Below are 21,469 nucleotides of genomic sequence, written 5' to 3'. Positions count from 1 at the left end.
ACCGCAAACTCAGCCGATACGTTCCAAGCCGCCGGCTTTGCCTCCACCGGGCACACTGTCTTCAATGGTTCGCGAGGGATTAATGATGATGGCCCCAACGAGCATCACGACAACACAGACACCGAGCATGGCAAAGGCCGGCCCCCACGAACCGCTAGATTTCTGCACCACGCCAAAAAGCAACGGGACAATCCCGGCTCCCGCGTATCCCAATCCTTGAGCAAAGCCGGAGAGCACCCCGGAACCGTAGGTGGTGCGTGAGCGCAAATTCATCATCAACAGCGCGATGGCGAAGGTTCCCTGTCCAAGGCCCGCCAGGCAGACCCACAAAATCGTGCCACTGGTGGGTGAAAGGTAGATCCCGAGGTGGCCGGCAACCCAGCATGCGGTAAAAATGAGCACTGCGATGATCGGGTTTTTCAGTCGGGGAACCCACAATGGAACCAGCAGGGATACAGGAAGTCCGAGGATCGCGAAGAGCGCCAGCATATTTCCCGCACTCAGTTCGCTCAGCCCGCGGTCTTGCAGGTAGGGCGGCAGCCACGTGAAGTACACATAGGTCTGGGCGGAGTTGCCGGCCAAAAAGATGGCCAGACCCCAGGCAACTTTGGATTTCCAGGGGTTGATCCGGGTGATGGTTCCGGCTGCACCAGCAGAAGCATGCGCTGGCTGATTGGGACGGTCGACCTTGCGGTCGGCCAGTAATTGAATGATCCACGGCACCAGCACAATGGTCGAGAGCAGGGCCCACGATCCAATGGAGATCTGCCAATCGCTGGCGTTGGCCAGCGGTACCGAGAACTGCGGAGCCATCCAGGTGCCCACGGCGAGCATGGTGACGTAACCGCTGGTGACCAGGCCGATACGGTCGGGGAAATACTTTTTGACCAGCGGCGGCAAAACGACGTTACCCATGCCGTACCCGGCCAGCGCAATGACTGAGAGTCCCAAAAAGGCATAAACGTCCGTTGTGAACACGCGGGCAACTTGTCCCAGAACTGCCAGAACGACCGCGGAGATCAAAGTTTTCTCCAGCCCGAATGCGCGGATCAGCCGCGGAGTCAACAGGCCGAAGCAGGCAAAAACAATCGGGGCAAGAGTGGCCAGCAGGCCAATGGTGAATTCGGTAAATTCGATGTCATCCTGGATGCGTGCCAACAGCGGCGGCACGGAGACCACCGCGGCGCGTAGTGACAGCGCCATCAGCAGAATGCCAATCAGGGCCCCAATTCTTCCCTTGAATGAGGTTTTAGGGCTGGCATTCGACATCAAAAATTCTCCGCAGTCTATTCGTTGTTGGTTTTCAACTTTTTCAGTTGCGGAACCAACTCTAGTAACTGGGAGAGGTTACCTTCAAAGTGGCGCTCGTACCATGTCCCGGGAGTTCCGGAATAAGCATAGAGCCCTTCGCCCACCAGCATCACCAGATGAGCGATGCTCTTGTCACCAACTTCTTCCATGAGTACTTCAAACCAGCGCTCATTAATGCTCGCCAATTGCTCGGTAGCCGCTTCAACACCCGAATACGCAAGTCGTTGCAGCGCGGTTAACAATCGATCCAGCTCGGTGTTTACTTCGGCGCTGGTCCGAATGAAGTATGAGACGGAGCCTTCGGCCGCTCCACGCATATCATTCAGGTCAATGCGGACAAAATCCTCACTCATCTTGATCACCGCATCGGCCAAGGCTTCCTTCGAAGCAAAGTGATACAACAAACCGCCCTTGGAGACTCCCGCCCGGGTGGCCGTCGCTTCCAGGGTGGCCGCACGCTCGCCCTCCTCGCAAAGCAATGAGATATATGCGTCCAAAACTTTAGCGCGCGCCGCTGCTGGTCGTGCCATGAGACTCCGTTCGATCGCTAGAGGTGATGGATACAACCATACCCAAGAATTGTAACTATACCGTCCGGACGGTATAGTTACGATTTGTTCAGGCACAAAGCCCCGTAACTAATTCTCAGGATGATAACTATGGGCCCACTACTCTCCGACCACACCTCAACGCTGTCCAAGCCGCGACGTTGGGCGGCGCTGGTTGCGCTCCTCTTCCCGGTCTTGCTGATTTCGATCGACAACACCGTGCTCACCTTCGCGGTCCCTGCGATTTCCGAAGCCCTCTCCCCCACCGGCACCCAGTTGCTGTGGATCATCGACATCTACCCGTTGATCCTGGCCGGCCTGCTCGTTCCGTTCGGCTCATTGGGCGATCGAATCGGGCGCCGCCGGTTGCTGCTGATCGGCGCCTCGGGGTTCGCCATCGTTTCCGCGCTGGCATCATTCGCCACCGACCCAAATCAGCTGATCGCGGCTCGCGCGCTGTTGGGCATCTTCGGTGCCATGCTGATGCCCGCCACCTTGTCATTGATCCGCAACATCTTTACCGACGACACCGAACGACGCACGGCCATCGCGGTGTGGGCTTCGGCATTTTCCGGCGGGTCGGTACTCGGGCCGATCATCGGCGGGGTACTGCTTGAGCACTTCTGGTGGGGTTCGGTCTTCCTAATTGCCGTACCGATGCTCTTGCCGCTGTTGATTGGCGGGCTCATCTTGGTTCCCGAGTCCAAGGATCCGAACCCAGGCCGGGTAGACCCGATCTCGATCCTGTTGATCATCATGACCCTGCTGCCCTTCACCTATGCGATCAAGACCTTCTCCAGCTCACCTTGGTACATTCCACTGGCAGCTGTGGCCTTGGCCGTGGTGTGCGGCGTGACGTTCGTCCGTCGCCAGTTGGGCGCCTCGATGCCAATGATTGATGTCCGGCTATTCAACAACGGCCGCTTCTCCGGATCGTTGATCGTGAACCTCATCGGTGTGTTCTCACTGGTCGGTTTCATCTACTTCGTCTCGCAGCACCTTCAGCTCATTGCCGGCTACAGCCCGATCCAGGCCGGCCTGCTCATGACTCCGGGATTGGTGCTGACCATGGGCTTCGGCTTGCTCTCAGTTCCGCTATCCGAGCGTTTCGGTTCGCCGAACATCATGATCGTTGGCCTGCTGTTCTCCGTGGCCGCCTACTCGATGGTGATTTTCGCCGGCAGCAACCCCAATGTTGTTTTGTTGATGGCCGCCTTCTGTGTTTTGGGCATCGGCATCGGCATGACCGAAACGTTATCCAACGACATGGCCCTAGCCGCCGTCCCTGCCTCCAAGGCAGGCGCCGCCTCGGCTATCTCGGAGACCGCCTACGAGATCGGGACAGTTATGGGCACGGCCGTGCTGGGCACCATTCTGAACACGGTTTACAGCTCGAACCTGCAGGTACCGGCCGTTGTTTCTTCCAGTTCCGCGGCTCAGGCGGGCGAAACACTCAGCGGTGCGCATCAGGTGGCGCAGACACTGGATCCCGCGTCGGCGCAGGCGTTGCTTGAGTCAGCGGCGCAGGCTTTTGACCATGGCGTGCTGTTCACTTCAGGCATCGCAGCGGTGCTCTCACTAGTCGCTGCGCTCATGGTTATGAAAGTCATCAAACCGGCCGCTAAGTGAAGGTTTCGGGGCGATATCTCAAATTTTTGATAAATTGCTTCAAAGTTATTCAAAAGTGGCCTTTGACCACGTAGGCTAGGCAGTGTAGTTCCAAAGTAATTCGCGAAGTACCCTTTAGAAGTTTGTGAATGTCGGACCATCCTTGGTTGGCGCGAACCCCTTCTAGACGTGAAGTGAATGACTTGGCTGCTTCGCGGGTTCACGTTGAGCAATCAACGTGGGACTTGCGTGGATACAACCAAGCTCGCCAGATAAGAATTGGCGAGAAACGTCTGAAAGGACCAAATAGGAATATGGCAACCGGAATCGTCAAGTGGTTCAACGCTGAAAAGGGCTTCGGCTTCATCGCTCCAGACAGCGGCGATCCAGACGTCTTCGCACACTTCACCGCAATCCAGACCCAGGGTTTCCGCACCCTGGACGAAGGCCAGAAGGTTGAGTTCGAAGTTGTTGAGGGTCCAAAGGGTCTGCAGGCTGCAGACATCCGCGCACTCTAAAGAAGGTCTTTGGCACTAACGCCTGACTTTTATTGATGGGTGGCTATCCGTTTCGGATAGCCACCCATCAATCGTTAACCGCTGACCCCGGAATAGACGACCCAGAATCCTTGTTACATACAACGTGAAGCTATCGATTTTGGACCTTGCCCCGGTATCGCCCGGCGGCTCAATTGCAGACTCTTTCAAATCATCCGTCAGACTTGCGCAAACCGCAGAACGTCACGGCTACGAACGCATCTGGTACGCCGAGCACCACAACATGGAAACCATCGCCTCCAGCGCGACGTCCGTGCTGATTGGCCACATCGCCCACCACACGAACCACATCCGGTTGGGCTCTGGCGGCGTGATGCTCCCGAACCATTCCCCGCTGGTGATCGCCGAGCAGTTCGGCACCTTGGCTACCATTTTTGGCGACCGTATTGACCTGGGCTTGGGCCGTGCCCCGGGAACGGATATGACCACCTTGCGCGCCCTGCGCCGCGATGCCTCGGCAGCGGACGCATTCCCCCACGATGTGCTGGAACTTCAGGCCTACCTCGCCGGGAATTCTCGGGTCCCCACCGTCCAGGCAATCCCCGGTGCCGGTACCAATGTGCCGCTCTACATTCTGGGATCTTCGCTCTTCGGTGCGAAGTTGGCCGCCCAGCTGGGTCTGCCGTATTCCTTCGCCTCGCATTTCGCCCCGGCCGCTCTGCACCAGGCCATCTCGGTCTACCGCGAAGAATTTGTCCCTTCAGAGCAGCTCGCCGAGCCCTACGTCATCGCCGGGGTCGGGGTGCTCGCGGCCGAAACCAGCGAGCGAGCTCATGAGCTGTTCAACGTGGCCCGCCGCCACCGTGTGGCAAGTTTCCTCGGCCGCGGGGCGAAAAAGGACTTCACGGAGGCTGAGGTGGACATGCTGATGGACACCCCGCAGGCCGAGCAGATCCTTGACATGATGCGGTATTCGGCGGTTGGCACCGGGGAACAGGTCAACGAGTACCTCAAGCACTTCGCCCAGTCCGCGCAGGCCGATGAACTGATCACGGTGCACTACCCCACCGAGGAGCAGGCGCGTTTGGAATCGGTCATGATCACCGCCAAGGCAGCCAACCTGGTTAACGCGGGCTGATCTGAACCCAGCGCCGAACGGCCATGACCATGAGCGTTACCAGCGTCGCGGTCAGCAAGCATTCTGCGCCAATATAGGCGTAGTGCCACAGCGATCCGCCCTCGGAGGTTCCCGCCAGCACCGCATCGGTGCGCTGGGACAGCCCCGGGCGGATCGCTGCGGTCTTTAACAGCAAAATGAAGCCAGCAGCTGCGACACCCCAGTTCCACAACCTGTCGGTGCCGCGTTTGACTGTGCCCAGAAGCAAAAGTATGAACAGCAGGATTTCGACAAGGTTCATGGCAAAAAAGACCAGGCGGCCAATGCCCAGTCCCAACGGAATAGTGATTCCCGGAGCCTGGAATTTCAGCGGTGCCTCGATGAAGGAAATGCCGATCACCAGACCCAGCCAGAGTGCCGGAACCATAACTCGCGCAGCGGTAGCCCACAGGGCCGGACGTGCAGGTGCGTGAAGTGCAGAAGAGCTCATGCTCTCTACACTAAACCCGCACCCCGCTGAATGCGGCGGAGGTACAGTGCCGACCATGCCCCGAGCGCTAGCGCGACGGCGGCGCTGGCCAGGGAATACACCGAGATGCTCGGGCTTTCTCCGAAGTGTCCAACGGCCCAACCCAGTACGATCACCGGCAAGGCGCTGCCCAGGTAGGTGACCAGGTAAATACTGGACACTGTTTGCGCGTGGGCTTGCGGGCTGACCGCGTCCACGCATAGGGCGAAGGCGGTACGGAAGGCGACACCTTGCCCCAGGCCAAGGAGCGCCAACGCAAGCACGCCGAGTCCCAGCGCCCCATGGTTCGCCGCAAAACTCAGTGTCATGATTCCAACCGCCATGAGCCCCAGCCCCGCGGGCAGCAAAGTTCTACCTCCGCGCACAAGCACCTGCGAGAGTGCGGCTACCCCCAGGGGCAGGCCAGCGACCAAACCGACGGCCCACAGCGAGCGCAGGTCGAAAGCGCCGGCGAGGTATCCCGGCGCGAGGGACAGGACAAAACCGAACACGGCAAAACTGAGGAAACCAACCAGGGAAGCCAGCCAGAACTGGGTGCGGGCCTTCTGCGGGATTCCCAATCTGCGTGGTGCCAAGGCCCGGGATCGCTGACCGGGACCGGCCATGGCGATCGCTGGGCGAGCCTGCAAGGTGCCTAAGGGAACCAGCACCAGCAGGAGGAACACTGCCTGGACGGCAAACACCGTTGAACGTCCACCGGGCAGGGACGCAAGCAGGCCGCCAATCAGCGGCCCGAAGGCCACCCCGCCGGAAGATGCCAGCAGGGTGAACCGCGAGGCCCATTCCGGTTTGGAAGGCAGCAGTTCACGCAACGCCGCTGCGCTGGCACCGGTCGCCAGGGCCACACCTGCACCCTGCAGGCCGCGGCCAAGGCACAGCTGCCATAAGTTATCGGCCGCACCGAAGACCATGGTGCCAATCAGCGAGACGCCTACGGCCAGCACCAACGCCGCACGACGCCCCACATGATCCGACCAATGGCCGATCACCAGCAGGAAAAGCATCAATGAGCAGACATACGAGGCAAAAGCGATGGTCGTCCCCATCGAGCCGAGGTGCAGTTCCGTTTGCAGTTGGGGATACAACGGTGTCGCCAGGTTCGCGCCTACCAGCAAGGTAAAACTGACCAGTACCGTGATCATCAAACGCACGGTGGTACCCGGATTCCAGGAGAGTACACGCGGTGAACTCTGCTGCATCCGCAGCTCACTGATGACGGACATGGGTCACTCCCGCGAAGTAGCTACCGGCAAAAGGACAAATTTTTACCGGTGGGGCCACTCGCTGCCCCACCGGTTATTTGAGCGTCCTGCTTGAGTTTGTCTACTGCAACAGTTCGTTCACTCATAAATATCCATCCAGTGAGCTCATCAAGATGTATCTATTGATAGAATTTGAGCAAAATGGTCAAATTTATGACCTCTTGCGCTACTGGAAGTGAGCAAATGGTTCGGTTGGACGAGGTTGACCTGAAAATCCTCTTGGCTTTGATCAGGGATCCGAGAATTCAAATCTCCGAACTTGCCGATGAAGTGGGGATCGCCCGTAACACCGCCCAGTCACGACTTCGGCGGCTGCAACGCTCGGAGGTCTTGCGAGAGGGCGGGCGCGATATTGACCTGGGCACCCTGGGCTACGACGTGCTGGCTTTCGTGACTCTGGAGGTCAACCACCGCGAGTTGGACGCGGTCATCACCGCATTGCGCCAGATTCCCAATGTGTTGGAAATCCATGAAACTTCCGGACGCGGCGATCTCTGGGTTCGTTTGATAGCCACCGATACCCACCAGCTGCAGTCGGCCTTGCGCCAGATCCTGCGCATCAAGGGTGTCACCCGCTCCGAAACAACCTTCGCCTTGCATTCTCACTTGGCCTATCGCACTGCTCCCCTGCTGGAGCACTATGCCGAGCACAACCACTGAACAGAACCACCGGCGACACACAATTTCAAGTCTTTTGTTCAGGTCATAAGGGTTCTAGGCTGTAGCCAAGAGAAGTCACGAGGTATGTGCCCGACTTCCGGCAGATCCTCGTCCAACCGAAGGAGCACGCCATGAGCCGAGATTTTGAACCCACCGACTTCGCCCCCGAATACGGCAACGACATCTACGAGCCGGATGACGGCCGGGACTCGCAGGCCTATGAGGGCTCCAGCGACATGCCCGAAACCATGCGCAACATCGATCCCCTGGCTCAACGCAATTACCTGTACGACGATGACCTTGAAACCGAAGCCCAGCTGGACAACGAGTTCACCGAGGAAGACCGGGAAGACGACGATGAGACGGAGGACGACGACTCCGAAGATGAGGACTAGCTCACTGACTAAGCGAATCTTGGCCTAAAGGTCTTAGACTTTAGAAGTGATTAATCCTGTCCACTTGCGCACCCTGCTCGAGGTCGTTGCCCACCGCTCGTTCGCGACCGCAGCAACACGCCTGGGTTACACCGCCAGCGCGGTCTCCCAGCAGATGACCGCCCTGGAACGCAGCACGGGTACCACCCTGTTTGTCCGAGGGGCACGTTCCATCACCCCCACCGCCGGTGCGCTGCGTATGGTGCGCCATGCCAAACGTGTGCTCACCGACCTTGACGCGCTCATGGCTGACGCCGCCACCATCTCAACCGAACCGACGGCGAACGAAGAGATCAAGCTCGGCATCTTCCCTTCGCTGGCGACTTTTGCCCTTCCGCAGATCCTGAAAGCCGAAGATTGGGCCTCGCTGGGTATCAACCTGCGCTTGTGGATCGGCGAACCGCAGCAGACCGTTGCCGGCCTGGGCAGCGGCGGGGACCTAGACCTGGCTTTGATCTTCCAGGTAGGCCCTGGGGGCCTGTCCTGGCCTGCCTCACTCGAACGCACGTGGTTGGGCGATGACCAGTTCCGTGTGGTGATCCCCTCGTCGTGGCCGATCGCCGAGGACTCCCAATTGACCGTGGACCAACTGGCCGAATGGCCGTGGATCTTCCACCACCCAGGCACCTCGGACGCAACGTTGATCTCACGCCTTTTCGCCTCCTACAACATCCACCCGCAAGTCTCCGCCTATTGCGACGACTTCAACGCCTCGCTGAGCCTGGTCGCCTCGGGGCTGGGTGCCGCGCTGGTCCCTGATCTCGCCATGGCCAACGCGCCGGAGGGCATCCGGATTGTTGATGCACCGGAGATTCGATTAGCGCGCTCGATCTTCGCATTGAAACCCGAGAATTCCAAAAAGCCGAAGGCCGACCTGGTTTTGGACCGACTGGCCCAGGTGCTGTCCAACTAGGATTATTCCCAGACAGTTCGTTCACCAACACAGCAGGGTAGGTACTTCGTGGCGCACAGCAACACGTCTTCGGCGGAACCACTGGTCGTTTCCACACGCTACGGGGTCTTGGGCCATGTGGAACTGAACCGCCCGGCCAAAATTAATGCCCTGAATCTGGACATGTTGCTCGAACTGAACCGGATATTGAAGGCTTGGGCCGAAGACCCGGACATCCACTTGGTGCTGCTGACCGGGCGAGGTTCCCGCGGATTCTGCGCCGGAGGAGACATCGCCGACTTCCACACCGCCGTCACCAGCGGACACCACCAAGATTTTGTTAATCTCCTGGCCCATGAGTTCGACACGGATCAACTCATCGCCAACTATCCCAAACCCCTGGTGAGCCTGGCCCATGGCATCACCATGGGCGGCGGGATTGGGTTGGCCAGCCATGCGCCGGTTCGGCTGGTGACCCCCGAGGCCCGGATGGGAATGCCGGAAGCAAAAATCGGTTATACCCCGGATGTGGGCGGCAGCCACCTGCTGGCCAATATGCCCGGACACTTTGGCGAATATTTTGCCATGACTGCCAGTTCCTTCAATGGCGCAGATGCCGTGTATCTGGGCTTTGCCGACGCGACGGTGAGCGAAGAATTCGCCGATGACATCCTTGACCACCTTGATGAGTTCATCGGCCTCAACGCTGCAGACTTGGCCGCGGCTATTGAAGTGATGCACGGCGTGCCCGAGTCCCATCGGCTGGAACTTGATCAGGGCTGGGTGGACCACGCGTTCAGCGCCGATGTGCCGCAAGAGGTCATCGAACGCCTCGAACAGATGGTTCATCCGCATGCGCAACAGGCGGCAGAGCTCATTTCCCAGAATTCCCCCACCAGCGTTGCCTCCGCATTCCATGCGGTGCGCGCCGCCCGCGCGGAAAACAACCTGCGCGGAGCGTTGGACCGCGAGCTTCGGTTGGCCGAACACTTGATGTACCTGCCGGACCTGGCCGAAGGGATCCGCGCCCAAGTGATCGACAAGGACCGTAACCCGCAGTGGAATCCAGCTACCCTGGCAAACGTCGACCAGCAGGTCCTGCTGGGGCTGATGGACCCGGTTGATTCCTAAGGTTGTTGCGGTTCATGTTGCTGCTCGGGCACATAATTTCCGGGGAGACCCTCTGGCCTGGTGATATCTTGCGGCACAGGTGAGACCTTTTTGGAATTGCGTGGTTCAACACGCACGGCGCTGACCGCTTCCTCCTGTTCCTTGCGCTCGTATGGGTCTTCAATGCCAACCCCACGAGGTTTGCCATACTCCACGGGTGAGAATTCGCCGAAATGATCAGGATTCGCCCGTCGCCAGTCCGCGGCCCACGAGGCCGGCGGGTCTTCGAGCAACTCGTTGGGGCGCAGCCACTGGAACAGCTCGGCATAGGAGCGGGTTGACTGCAGATTGACCCGGCGGCGCAGCATCCGCATGTTGAGCTGTTTCGGGCCGGTGACACCCATGGAGGCCATCAGCTGTCCGGCTTCCATCACGGTCAACCGGTGGTAGTTGTACACCCGATGACCCTTGTCTTCCACATCCAGGGCACGCTCAAGGCGTTTGTTTTGGGTGGTCACCCCGACCGGGCAATGGTTGGTATGGCACTGTTGGGCCTGGATGCAGCCGGTGGCCATCATCATGGAGCGGGCGGCAAAGGTGAAGTCTGCACCTTGGATCAGCCTTTTGACGATGTCCGAGCCGCTGGCGACCTTCCCGGCCGCAGCGAGCCGGATCTCATCACGCAGCCCGGCACCAACCAAGATGGTGTGCACCAGCATGAGCGCTTCGGTCAACGGGGTGCCCACGTGGTCTTCGTACTCGATCGGGGCCGCCCCGGTTCCGCCTTCGGCGCCGTCCACGGTGATGAAATCAACCAGGATTCCGGTTTCCTGCATGGCCTTGCAAATGGCCATGACGTCGGTTCGTGAGCCGACACAGAATTTCAGTCCCACCGGTTTGCCGCCGCTGAGCTCACGCAGCTGGGCCACAAAATTCAGCATTTCGCGCGGGGTCGAAAACTCCGGGTGGCTTGCCGGGGAAATGCAGTCCTGCCCCATCGGGACCTCACGCGCTTGGGAGATTTCCTCGGTGATTTTCGCCGCCGGCAGCACGCCGCCAAGACCGGGTTTGGCACCCTGCGAAATTTTGATGGTGATGCCTTTGACTTCATCCCGGCTTGCCTTCGCTCGGAACGTTTCGGGAGCAAAACGCCCCTGCGGGGTCCGGCAGCCGAAGTACCCGGAACCGATTTCCCAAAACAGGTCTGCCCCGTACTCCAGATGGTATTTGGTCAACCCGCCTTCACCGGTTTCCTGAACGAATCCGCCCATCGCGGCACCCTTATTCATGGCCATCACCGCATGAGAAGATAGTGCACCGAAACTCATCGACGAGACATTAAGCAATGAAATATCGTAGGGTTGGCGGCATTGGCTCGACCCGATGCGTACCCTGTGCTGTTCCGTTGCCGGGGCGACCGGTGCGGCCGAGTGCACCAAATACTCGTGTCCCACACGATTGACATCCAGTTCCGTGCCAAACGCCTTGTGGCTGTCCGCGCCCTTGGCCCTGGCGTAAATCACCGAGCGGGTATCCCGGTCAAACGGTTTGCCATCCGTGTTGCGTTCAATGAAGTACTGCTGAATTTCGGGGCGGATAAATTCAAACAGATACCGTGCGTGGCCAACAATCGGAAAGTTGCGCAGGATTGCGTGGCGTTTTTGCACCAGGTCATGGACACCCAGGGCGACCAGGACACCGGTCAGCGCCACCAAAATCCACCAGACCCATTCCCCGGAGGTTCCCGCCAGGATCGCCGTAATGACGAACCCCGCGACCAACACCGCCAGAAACAGGAGGACAACTATGCGCATCATGTGCTGAGCCTAACCCCTCACGACGCTGGTTGTCAGTGGTTCTCGGCCAACAGTGCTGTGGTGCAAAGTTAATTCGCAGGCAGGATTTGGTCCGCTTCGCGGACCGCCATACGGCCAAACAGCGAGTCCGGGTTGGCGAGCAGCATAACGGTCGGCGGCGCCTCCTAAGGCAGCGCCAAACGTTGGGTTAATCTTGCTGTCCGGCTCGGTGACGGATACAGGTTTGGCGCGCATTGCTCCAATCCTGCAGCATTTTTAAGTGCGAGATGGTTAAACTTGCCGAAGCTGATCCACAGTTGGGAGCGCTCAATGATACTGGGCAGGTTGAGTGCGATATCTTCGGCGGCATGAATGGTTACAACGCTGAGGGCAACGAATCCACGAGTAAAAACCCTGATCCGAAAACCTCCGAGGATGGCGCCGTAGAGAATACAATCTCAGATCATGAGGAGCAAGGCTCAGGTGAGGTTGACGCTGTATACGCAAAGCCGACAATCTGGGCCAAACTGTGGGCAAACACGGTCTTGATCCTTATCGTTTTGGGGCTGATGATCATCAGTGGATTCGTAGGTCACTTCACGCGTCCAGTTGTACTGGACGAGGAGTTTTGGCAAGACTTCCTGAAAGGTCCTCCTGCCGCCGGAGCTTTCGCGGTGATGGCCGCGTTCGTCGCTTATTTTGCTGCCCGACAAGGCGCCAAGATCACCAAGGCGAATGCCGAAGAAACAGAGTGGCGCAATTCAGCGCAGTGGGCTATCGATCTCGCGCTATCTACCGACAACCGCAGTGCGGGAATTGGCCTCAGTGCTATGAGCGTTCTATTAGACGGTGCAGACAAAAGAGACGACAGGCTGATACGGGCAGTAGCGTTGGCGATCAGGAACGAGACGACGAACTCCCCACCCTCTATGGGGCCAAACTCTCCATCTGAGGGTACCCCGTCTGAAAGCGCTAGCGTAGACAATATATATTCGACCGAGGACAATAAGTCGCGACGGAGGTGGTTCAAATGCCTAAGCCAGAAAAAGTGAACGGTGCCGAGCTAAAGGTAGTCAAGAACGTGGGTACACCGAGGCTGGCAATCCTTGCTGACCAGGTCATAAAGCGGTACGACGCCAAATACGCCAATCGCCCTGTCCCTAAGAACAGCCTGAGCTGGATCAAAACCCCAGAACCCAAGGTTCGGTTCATTAAGAAATGACCAAGTAGCCGCGTGCAGTCCCCTTTCGTGAGAGAGGAGAGGATCTCGACTCTCATGTTCGCGCGAGATAGCAATCAGGAGACTGTTTTTGGTGTTGAGCAACTCGAGGCTTTCACCCGCAAACGTTATATGCGCTGGGTGATATTTTTGCATCGATTGCTTTGATGGGACGCGTGGTTTTGAGCCCTACTTGAATCAAAAAATGTGGACTTGACTAGTGTAATGAAGCATCTCAAGGCTGGGTGTACTGGCTCGGCCAGATGCGCATCTTGTGCTGAGCCTATTCCTTGACGACACTGCTTGTCAGTGGTTCTCGGCCAACAGTGCTGTGGTGCAAAGTTAATTCGCAGGCAGGATTTGGTCCGCTTCGCGAACCGCCATACGGCCAAACAGCGAGTCCGGGTTGGCGAGCAGCTGCCTCGGGTTCCCGGTTTCGACCACCTGCCCGGAACGCAGTACCAGTACCTTCTGGGCCCCGTGCAGAATCGAGATCCGGTGACTGATCATCAGCACGGCTAGTCCCTTGGCGCAACGAGAGGTGATGGCCTCTAGCACCAACTGTTCGCTGGCCGCGTCCAGGGCGCTGGTCGCTTCGTCCAGGATCAGCACCTTGGGGCTGCGAATGAGTGCCCGGGCCAGCGCCAAGCGCTGGCGCTGACCGCCCGAGAGCCGGGTTGAGCGGTCCCCCAGCCGGGTGTCCAGGCCGTGTTTCTGGCTTTTCAGCCATGGCCCCAAGCCTAGTTCTTCCAGCACGGATTCCAGGTCGGCATCGCTCAGGTGGCTCAGCCCCAGCAAGAGATTCTCCCGCAGGGTTCCGCGTACCATCACTGCCTCCTGCGACACCAGCACAAGGCTCGAACGCAACTCATACAGCGAGGCCTGGTCCAAGGGAACCTCGCCGTACGCACAGCTGCCGCTGCTTGGCACCGCACGCACCAAGGCTGAGGCGAGGCTGGATTTGCCCGACCCGCTTTCACCCACCAACGCCACCAGCTCTCCCGGGGAAATCTCCAGGCTGAGTCCGGACAAGGCCGGCTCACCGTTGTAGCTCACGCTCAGGTTGTTGACGCTGAGCACCCCGGTGCCGGGCAGGAGTTGTGGGGAGTTCGCCTCTTCGACCTGCGGACGGCCCAGGCTCACGGTGTACAACCGCTTGGCGCTGGCGATGGAGTCCGCAAGGCCCAGCATGAATCCGTCCACCGCTCGCACCGCTTCAAAAGATGGCACCGCAATGATCGCCAGCAGCAGCACCGCTGCCGGGTCGTATATCCGCGCGGCCACCAGCAACAGTGCCAAGACACAGCCCCAGATGATCAGTTGAGACAGGGCCGCACGCAGTCCTGTCACACGGCCTGCCTGCAAGGTGCTGGCCTTGACCGTGGTTCCCGTCCCGTTAAACCGGGCCAGCATCCGGGACCCTGCCTCGTAACCGTGAACCACGTCGATCCCGTTGAGCAGTTCGGTCAGCTGCTGGTTCTGCATACCGCGCACCCGTGCCTGACCGGCGGCGGCTCGGCGCAGCGAGGTAATTCCCAGCGCCGGGATCAGTAATCCCAGCAGCAGGTAACCTGCCAGCAGGATCAGCGCGGCCGCCGCCCCAATGGTCGAGCCGATCCACCAGGTCACCGCCGCGCTGACAACTACCGCACTGACCGCCGGTGGCAGGGTATGCGCAAAAAAGACCTCAACCCGATCCACGTCCCGGGTGGCGACAGCCAACAGCCCACCGGAGTTTTTGGATTGCGCGGCGAAGGGGGCTTGGTGCTCGGCCGCCGCATACACGGTATTGCGTAGCCGGGAGAGGGACAAAAAGGCCACCCGGTGTCCCACATACTGTTCGCCGTAGCGCAGTGCCCCCTTGATTAGTCCCAGCATTAGCACGGCTGCAACCAGCAGGGTCCACGACGGTGTGCCAAAACCGGGCAGTTGCAGCCCCACTGCCTTGGAAAGCCCCAGGGCCGCCACCACATACATGGCCAATGAAACCCCGCGGGTCAGGCAGGAGAGCAGGCAAGCCAGAACCAGCGGCGGCAGCAGGTCTGCCGTCACGCCGATCAGCCAACGCACGGTGAGCCGTGTTGTTGGGTCCGCCGGGGTGGGTGAGGTCGGTCGCGTAGTCATCCGTTAGTCCTTCCCGCTCTGGGTGGTTCGCAACTCGCCGGTGCGCCGTTGGAAGTTCTCCATGGCTTGTTTCAGGTATCCGTCCTGGGCTAAAAGTGTCTTAAGATCTCCTGCTTGGATGATGCGCCCGGCATCCATCACGATGACCCGGTCGTAGTCCGCCAGCAGTCCCAGGCGGTGGGTCACCGTCACCATGGTCAGTGACCGTTCCAGTTGGCGCAGCGTGGCGAGGACCTCGGCCTCGGTTTGCACATCCAGTGCGCTGGTCGGCTCGTCAAGCAAGAGTATCGGCCGGTGCGCCAACAGAGCCCGGGCCAAGGCCAGGCGTTGGGCCTGTCCGCCGGAAAGCCGTGCCCCGGCTTCACCGAGTTTTTCATCCAGCCGTTCGGTAGCCCGGTCCCCCAACCAGCCCCCGAGCCCAGCCTGTTCCAAGGCCTGGATCATTTGGGTGTTGGTGGCTCGCGGTGCGGCAAGCAGCAGGTTTTCACGCAGCGAACGGGCAAAGAGGATGGTGTGCTGCTCAACCACCGCGGTGTTGTGTTTCAGCGTCGCCGGGCCCATCCCGTGGTGCCCGTCGTGAATCATGCCTTCGGAAGGTTCCAGCTGCCCCTGCAAAACTCGCAACAAGGTGGTTTTTCCGCTGCCCGAAGGGCCAATCACCGCGGTACGTGAACCTGCTGGGAACTGGGCATTGATCTGCTGCAGCGAGCGGTGCTCGCCGTCATAACTGGCACACACGTTTTCCAGGACCAATCCGCCGGTGCGCAGCTCGACATTCAGTGGCCTGGCAACCGACTGGTGTACCGGAATGTCTTCGATTTCCTCAATCTTCTTTTCGGCGGCGCGACCGGTCATCCCGATGTAGAAAAAACTTCCGACGTAGCTTACCGGTGCCAGCATCAGGAAGCTGAGGATGATCAGGGTGGCGGCTTCTCCGGTGCTCAGCACCCCGGTGCTCGAGCGCCACCAGGCCAGAATCGCCGCAGTGGACAACAACAACACCGCGAAGCTCGCATCGATCACCAACAGCACCAGCTGGTTGCGGGCCAATAGCTTCATCACCTGGCGACGCACCCGTTCCGAGGCCGTAGCGACCCGTTCCCCCATCCATTGGCCGGCGCCGTTGAGTTTGAGCATGCCAAGGGAGCGTAACGCATCGAGGAAGGTTGCGGTCAGGATTCCTTGCGACCTCCGGTACTCACCGGAGGATGCGCTGAACAGCTTTTGAAACCCCAGAACAATCAGTGGAACCAGTGCAGTGGGCAGCAGCATCAGGCCCGCAGAGAGCGGATCAACGAATAATGCGATGACTACAAGCACCAGGACCGGGGTGCAGATAGCTGCGATGGCCGGGCCCATAAACGTGGTGCGATATTTAACTGAACGGTCCACCGAATCCATGGCGACCTGAACCAATTCGCCTTCACCGGCCCGGCGCACCGCCATGGGGCCGATGGCCAGGTAGTGCTGCAACAATCGACCGCGGTGGTGCTCGGTCAGCTCTTGGCTGGCATGGGCAATCACCACAGGGACAAAACCTGTGCACAAGGCAACGGTCAATAGCTCGCCAACGGCCGCAAAGTACCAGCCGGCATCCGGTACACCGCCGGCAAAGAACACGTCAATGGCCCGCCCAAGCAAGACCGCCAGCCCCGCGGTTGCTGCAGCGCCAACCAGACTTAGTGCGACAACGAGCGTGGTGGACGCCGAAAAAATACCAAAAACCCTATGCACACCCTCAATCCTAGGCCAGGGCCCGTGATGAGGTCGGGATGTCACAGATTGCCCGCAGGGTTCGGTATCAGTCAAGATTGAACGCATGACGAGCCCTGCACACACCACACGCCCACATTCGGTGACCCTTCGTTTTCTTGCGGCGCCGACGGACGTGGGAGTGGCCGGAACTGTTTCTGCCGGCACCGTCCTGGAATGGGTCGACAAGGCGGCCTATGCCGCCGCGGTGGGCTGGTCATCGAGCTACTGCGTCACCGCCTACGTGGGAAATATTCGTTTTGAGGATCCCATCAGCTCCGGAGATCTGGTGGAAGTCACTGCCTCCGTGGTTTACACCGGCAGCACCTCCATGCATATTCGCACCGAAGTCTCCTTCTCAGATCCGCGCGAGCTGCGCCCCACCATGTCCACCACCTGCCTGGTCATTTTTGTGGCGGTTGATGAACAGGGCAAACCCACGGCCGTGCCGAACTACGTTCCCGAAACCATGCGTGAGATCCAGCTGCGCAACAACGCGTTGGCACGGATCGAGATCCGCAACCAAATTGTTCAGTCCATGAAAAATCAGGTGTACTCCGACGCTGGCACCGCAGAGCGTGTGGTGTTGCGGTTCTTGGCCGCGCCGACCGACGTGAATTGGGGAGGCAAGGTGCATGGCGGGATCGTCATGAAATGGATTGATGAAGCCGCCGCCCTGTGCGCCTCGCGGTATTGCGGAGAAGACACCGTGGCGGTGTTCTCCGGAGGAATCCGCTTCTATCGGCCGTTGTTTATCGGTGATCTGGTGGAGGTTGAAGCACGACTGGTTTACACCGGGAGCAAGGGCATGCACATTGCGGTGCATGTGCGCTCCGGAAGCCCTAAGTCCCGTGAAATGAACCTGACTACCTACTGCCTGACCGTGATGGTCTCGCGAGATGAGACGGGCACCGCGGTGCCGGTCAAGCCGTGGGTTCCGCAAAGCGAAGAGGATCACCGGCTACATGATCATGCCCTGCAGCTGCTGACCATTCGGGCGAATGCTCCTGGCGGCTACACACCTACCCACCTGGCAGACGAACCAGGTCTGGGCGAATCAGCTCAGGAGCCAGCCAAATGAGCCAGCCTCCATTCGTTAAGGTTTGCGGGCTGTCCACCGCCAACGATGTCGCCGTTGCGTTGGAGCATGGCGCAGATGCCCTGGGTTTTGTGTTGACCCCCAGCCCTAGAGAGGTCTCCCCCGAACTTGCCGCCGAGCTGATTTCTGCCGTCCCGGACACGGTGGCTACCGTGGCGGTGTTCCGTTCCGAGGACGTTGCCACCGCCATCGAACTTTCCCGTCAGGCAACTGTTGGGTGGATCCAGTTGCACGGACACCGCACCCCGGAAGACATCGCGGCGGCCAAGCACGCAGGGTTCCACACCATTCGCGCTGTACGGATGGATGCTCCGGCGAGCGAGTTTGAGGATTGGGGAGAAGACTTCCTGCTCATCGACGCCGCGGTTCCCGGAAGCGGCGAAAGCTGGGACTACGCGGCCGTGCGTGAGCTGGCTGCGGGTCGACGCTGGTTGGTCGCCGGCGGGCTGGATGCCGGAAATGTGGCCCGTGCCGTCGCAGAATCGCAGGCGACCGGGGCCGACGTCTCTTCGGGAGTTGAATCCTCCAGGGGTGTCAAAGATCCGCAGTTGATCGCCGCGTTCCTTGATGCTGCCAAAATTGGTTCGCGGACACCCAACGAAAATATCCCGGGCATCTAATATGGTGGCATTCTAAGCACGTAGGAAGCGGGCCCTGTTCCTCCCCAATTTGAGAGGAACAGGGACCGCTTCATGTCGCCAAGGGTTTAGCTCACCCAGTTGTGGGGAGCTGGCTTGCGGGAGCCAGGCAATGCACCGTTTTCGCGCCACTCGTGCAACCACTGCGGGACCACACGATCCGCAGGGATTTCAAGTCCAACCGCGTTCATGATCTCCTCGTTGGGGACCGCGCCCTTCTTGGAAGTCATGCGAGTGGCGATGTAGCCGCGGGCATAGATTTCGCCGTCCACAACGATGCGCTGTTCAAAATAGATGCACTTGTCATCCAGGCCGAGCAGCCGGGTTTCTTGGGAGAACTTGGTTCCGAATTTGACGGACTTGCGGAAGGTCATTGTTTCGCACTGGACCACCGGGGTCCACTTGTTTTTGCGCATGATGTCCCAGACACCCGAACGGAACATCAAATCAAACCGGCCGAGATCAAAGATCGAGAAGTACATCCCGTTATTAATATGTCCGGCGAAGTCGATATCGGTCAGGGTCGCACGCATACTGACCGATCCGGTATCAAACATGGAGAGTTTCGGACGCTTTTTGCTCTGCAGAAACACCAACAGAATTCGAAAAATCATGTGCATACCATCACACTACCGCTCAGTAACATATTTGAATAGTTGTTGGCCCGCGCCTCAACCTTTGGCCTAATCCTGCGGGCTCATGCGTTTTTGCCTGTTTTCCCGGTACAGTCGAAACTGACTTTCGAATGCCGGTATTCTCCGAGGAACAGCTATGCGCAGACTGACCGACTATGTCCACCGGATTCTTCCCTCCCTACCGCCGGCGGATTGGGAACGACCGGCCCCGGACAAGGACGGGTTGCGCCGCGACATCCTCGCAGCGCTATTTTTGCTGGTTTTCGCCGTGCTCATTCAGGAACTGAGCCTGTCGCTGACCGAAATCAAAAACGCTCCCACCCGTAGCGACTCGGTGATCGTCCTCTCGGCCATGATTCTTCCCCTGATGTTCCGCCGGCGTTGGCCGATCCTCATGATGCTGCTGGGCTCGGCAGCCTTCATGATCGCCGGAACGTCCGAAGCCTATATGGTCACCATGCAAATCTGTGCCCAGTTTGCCTATTTCCTAGGTCTCTACACCGCGGTGACCTGGTCGCGAAACCGCCGGGCGTTATGGAGCATTCTTAGCGTTGTACTGCTCTCTATGGCGGTGTGGATCATCATCGACCTGTTCACCTCGGACCTGATGAACTCACTGAACATCAATCTCGTGGAGAACCCGGCCGGAAGTGTGCCCCCGGAAACAGCATTCCCGCTGTATACCTTCCTGATCAATCTGCTGTTTTTTGGCGGAGCGATCTTCCTCGGGCTGATCAGTTGGTCCAATGCCTACGCCAACGAGTTGGTGAAGACCCAGGCCCAACGGATCGCCGACCAATCACAACAGCTGGCCGACCGGGCGGTGAATGAGGAGCGGCTGCGTATCGCCCGGGAGCTTCATGACGTGATCGCCCACCACATCGCTTCGGTGGGAGTCCAAGCAGCCGCGGCGCGTATGGTCCAGGCGCGCGACCCGGAAAAGGCGGCCGAGCTGATGAAGGGGATTGAAGAGTCTGCGCGTAGCGCCGTGGGCGAGACACGGTCGTTGCTCGGAGTGCTGCGCGAAAGCGGTAGCGATGTCCTGCCCGAGTCCGGAACCAGCGATGCGCGCAGGCCGGAGCCGTCCTTGAGACAGCTGCAAACCTTAATCGATGAAAACCGTGCACAGGGTCTCACCGTTGACCTCTCGAGGGCCGAGCACAGCCCGAACTATCTTGACTCCTTGCCCGCGGGTATTTCCCTGGCGCTCTACCGGATTTCCAGCGAAGCCCTAGCGAACGTCCGTCGCCATTCCACCGCACGGCGGGCTACCCTGAGCCTGCGCTCCGGAGTTGACGAACAGGGACCCTGGGTGGAGGCAGAGGTGACCGATGAAGGAAATACCCGTCCAGACAGTTCTGGCAGCGGGTTCGGTCTCAGGGGAATCCGCGAGCGCGCCAACCTGCATCATGGCCTGGTGGAGATCGGCCCGCGGATTCCTCATGGATGGCGCACCCGCGCCCGGCTGAGAGTGCTCACCGATGCAGAAACTAGACTGGTCTCATGAGCAAAATATCCGTGGTGATCTGCGACGACCAGCCGCTGATTGTGTCTTCGTTGAAGCTGATCCTAGAAACCGACCCGGAGATTACCGTGGTGGGAACGGCCGAAAACGGCGCACAGGGAATTCAATTAGTCACCGATTTGTCTCCTACCATCGCCCTGATGGATATCCAGATGCCGCAGCTGGACGGCATTGCCGCCACCGCCCAGATCACCCGGGCGACAAACACCAAAGTTGTGGTGCTGACAACGTTCAACCGCGATGATTACCTTTTTGATGCGTTGGATGCCGGTGCCAGCGGGTTCTTGCTGAAAAACACCGACCCCGAAACCTTGATCACCGCCATCCATCAGGTGGCCGCCGGACACGGCTTGCTCTCCCCCGAGGTAACCCTCAAACTGATCCGCCATCGCAGCTCCGGGACCGAGTCCACCATCGGCCACAGCGATCACGAGCTGCTTGAAACCCTGACCGAACGTGAGTTGCAGGTGTTGACCGAACTGGCCAAGGGCAAAAACAATCAAGAGATCGCCACGATGCTCGCATTATCGGAGGCCACCATCAAAACCCATCTTTCCAATGTGTTGGCAAAGCTCCATCTACGCGACCGGGTCCAAGGTGTGCTCTTCGCCTATCGTGTGGGTCTCATCCAATAGTTTCAGCCTGAAGGGTGAGCCTTTCACGGCACCCCGATTCCTAAGCTTAGAGATAGATCAACTCGGATCAGCGTAAGG

At 59.3% G+C, this 21,469-nt stretch carries 20 protein-coding genes; 12 read left to right on the top strand and 8 right to left on the bottom strand.

The genetic code is table 11. The features are described from left to right. Nucleotides 1–9: 9 nt before the first annotated feature. The gene (locus tag ACIOWL_RS08665; RefSeq protein ID WP_400383624.1) at nt 10–1,269 is read right to left on the bottom strand and encodes a CynX/NimT family MFS transporter; all 1,260 of its coding nucleotides are present in this window, start codon (nt 1,267–1,269) and stop codon (nt 10–12) included. Between the two features lie 17 nt (nt 1,270–1,286). Then, nucleotides 1,287–1,841 (bottom strand): TetR/AcrR family transcriptional regulator, encoded by a 555-nt coding sequence (locus tag ACIOWL_RS08660; RefSeq protein ID WP_400383622.1) that lies wholly within the window; start codon nt 1,839–1,841, stop codon nt 1,287–1,289. 129 nt (nt 1,842–1,970) lie between these two features. On the opposite strand from ACIOWL_RS08660, the gene ACIOWL_RS08655 reads away from it, so the two are divergent. The 3 genes from ACIOWL_RS08655 to ACIOWL_RS08645 all read left to right on the top strand — a co-directional run bounded on the left by ACIOWL_RS08655 (nt 1,971) and on the right by ACIOWL_RS08645 (nt 5,102). Then, nucleotides 1,971–3,488: an MFS transporter gene (locus ACIOWL_RS08655; RefSeq protein WP_400383620.1), complete on the top strand. Its 1,518-nt coding sequence runs from the start codon at nt 1,971–1,973 to the stop codon at nt 3,486–3,488. Nucleotides 3,489–3,781: 293 nt separating this feature from the next. Further along, nucleotides 3,782–3,985 (top strand): cold-shock protein, encoded by a 204-nt coding sequence (locus ACIOWL_RS08650; RefSeq protein ID WP_028268826.1) that lies wholly within the window; start codon nt 3,782–3,784, stop codon nt 3,983–3,985. A 124-nt stretch (nt 3,986–4,109) separates the two neighbouring features. Further along, nucleotides 4,110–5,102: an LLM class flavin-dependent oxidoreductase gene (locus tag ACIOWL_RS08645; protein ID WP_400383618.1), complete on the top strand. Its 993-nt coding sequence runs from the start codon at nt 4,110–4,112 to the stop codon at nt 5,100–5,102. Here ACIOWL_RS08645 and ACIOWL_RS08640 read toward each other — a convergent pair. Both ACIOWL_RS08640 and ACIOWL_RS08635 read right to left on the bottom strand, forming a co-directional pair. Beyond that, nucleotides 5,089–5,571, bottom strand: coding sequence for a hypothetical protein (locus ACIOWL_RS08640; RefSeq protein WP_400383616.1), 483 nt, complete (start codon nt 5,569–5,571; stop codon nt 5,089–5,091). The two genes, ACIOWL_RS08645 and ACIOWL_RS08640, sit on opposite strands and share 14 nt — an antisense overlap. A gap of 5 nt (nt 5,572–5,576) precedes the next feature. Continuing rightward, nucleotides 5,577–6,833 carry an MFS transporter gene (locus tag ACIOWL_RS08635; protein WP_400383614.1) on the bottom strand — a complete coding sequence of 419 codons (1,257 nt, stop codon included), beginning with the start codon at nt 6,831–6,833 and terminating at the stop codon, nt 5,577–5,579. Between the two features lie 222 nt (nt 6,834–7,055). Here ACIOWL_RS08635 and ACIOWL_RS08630 point away from each other — a divergent pair, with 222 nt between their 5' ends. From ACIOWL_RS08630 to ACIOWL_RS08615, 4 genes are all read left to right on the top strand, one after another. Further along, nucleotides 7,056–7,532: an Lrp/AsnC family transcriptional regulator gene (locus tag ACIOWL_RS08630; protein ID WP_400383613.1), complete on the top strand. Its 477-nt coding sequence runs from the start codon at nt 7,056–7,058 to the stop codon at nt 7,530–7,532. 131 nt (nt 7,533–7,663) lie between these two features. Continuing rightward, complete coding sequence (locus ACIOWL_RS08625; protein WP_400383611.1) at nt 7,664–7,927, top strand: hypothetical protein; 264 nt, start codon at nt 7,664–7,666, stop codon at nt 7,925–7,927. Between the two features lie 46 nt (nt 7,928–7,973). Beyond that, nucleotides 7,974–8,879 carry a LysR family transcriptional regulator gene (locus ACIOWL_RS08620; RefSeq protein ID WP_400383609.1) on the top strand — a complete coding sequence of 302 codons (906 nt, stop codon included), beginning with the start codon at nt 7,974–7,976 and terminating at the stop codon, nt 8,877–8,879. 48 nt (nt 8,880–8,927) lie between these two features. Beyond that, nucleotides 8,928–9,989, top strand: coding sequence for an enoyl-CoA hydratase/isomerase family protein (locus ACIOWL_RS08615; RefSeq protein WP_400383608.1), 1,062 nt, complete (start codon nt 8,928–8,930; stop codon nt 9,987–9,989). Here the strand turns inward: ACIOWL_RS08615 and ACIOWL_RS08610 are convergent. Beyond that, the gene (locus ACIOWL_RS08610) at nt 9,986–11,785 is read right to left on the bottom strand and encodes an FMN-binding glutamate synthase family protein (RefSeq protein ID WP_400383606.1); all 1,800 of its coding nucleotides are present in this window, start codon (nt 11,783–11,785) and stop codon (nt 9,986–9,988) included. The genes ACIOWL_RS08615 and ACIOWL_RS08610 overlap by 4 nt on opposite strands. A 266-nt stretch (nt 11,786–12,051) precedes the next feature. Between ACIOWL_RS08610 and ACIOWL_RS08605 the strand changes: the two genes are divergently transcribed. Further along, complete coding sequence (locus tag ACIOWL_RS08605; RefSeq protein WP_400383604.1) at nt 12,052–12,816, top strand: hypothetical protein; 765 nt, start codon at nt 12,052–12,054, stop codon at nt 12,814–12,816. 509 nt (nt 12,817–13,325) lie between these two features. Here the strand turns inward: ACIOWL_RS08605 and ACIOWL_RS08600 are convergent. Continuing rightward, complete coding sequence (locus ACIOWL_RS08600) at nt 13,326–15,107, bottom strand: amino acid ABC transporter ATP-binding/permease protein (protein ID WP_400383602.1); 1,782 nt, start codon at nt 15,105–15,107, stop codon at nt 13,326–13,328. A 3-nt stretch (nt 15,108–15,110) separates the two neighbouring features. Beyond that, a complete protein-coding gene (locus tag ACIOWL_RS08595) occupies nt 15,111–16,841 on the bottom strand; it encodes an ABC transporter ATP-binding protein/permease (protein ID WP_400383600.1) in 1,731 nt (576 codons plus the stop codon). Between the two features lie 85 nt (nt 16,842–16,926). On the opposite strand from ACIOWL_RS08595, the gene ACIOWL_RS08590 reads away from it, so the two are divergent. After that, a complete protein-coding gene (locus ACIOWL_RS08590; protein ID WP_400383598.1) occupies nt 16,927–17,940 on the top strand; it encodes an acyl-CoA thioesterase in 1,014 nt (337 codons plus the stop codon). After that, nucleotides 17,937–18,578, top strand: a complete 642-nt coding sequence (locus ACIOWL_RS08585) for a phosphoribosylanthranilate isomerase (RefSeq protein ID WP_400383597.1) — start codon at nt 17,937–17,939, stop codon at nt 18,576–18,578. Before ACIOWL_RS08590 ends, ACIOWL_RS08585 begins: the two co-directional genes overlap by 4 nt. Before the next feature lie 86 nt (nt 18,579–18,664). On the opposite strand, the gene ACIOWL_RS08580 is transcribed toward ACIOWL_RS08585, so the two are convergent. Further along, complete coding sequence (locus ACIOWL_RS08580; protein ID WP_400383595.1) at nt 18,665–19,216, bottom strand: acyl-CoA thioesterase; 552 nt, start codon at nt 19,214–19,216, stop codon at nt 18,665–18,667. A gap of 151 nt (nt 19,217–19,367) precedes the next feature. Here ACIOWL_RS08580 and ACIOWL_RS08575 point away from each other — a divergent pair, with 151 nt between their 5' ends. Both ACIOWL_RS08575 and ACIOWL_RS08570 read left to right on the top strand, forming a co-directional pair. After that, a complete protein-coding gene (locus ACIOWL_RS08575) occupies nt 19,368–20,738 on the top strand; it encodes a sensor histidine kinase (protein ID WP_400383593.1) in 1,371 nt (456 codons plus the stop codon). Further along, nucleotides 20,735–21,391 (top strand): response regulator, encoded by a 657-nt coding sequence (locus ACIOWL_RS08570; RefSeq protein ID WP_400383591.1) that lies wholly within the window; start codon nt 20,735–20,737, stop codon nt 21,389–21,391. Before ACIOWL_RS08575 ends, ACIOWL_RS08570 begins: the two co-directional genes overlap by 4 nt. Nucleotides 21,392–21,469 lie beyond the last annotated feature (78 nt).

The sequence above is a fragment of the Glutamicibacter sp. NPDC087344 genome (genome assembly GCF_044744225.1).
In the GTDB taxonomy this organism is placed as follows: Bacteria; Actinomycetota; Actinomycetes; order Actinomycetales; family Micrococcaceae; genus Glutamicibacter.
The sequence above is the reverse complement of the archived record's forward strand: the minus strand, read 5'-3'. Positions and strand labels throughout refer to the sequence as shown.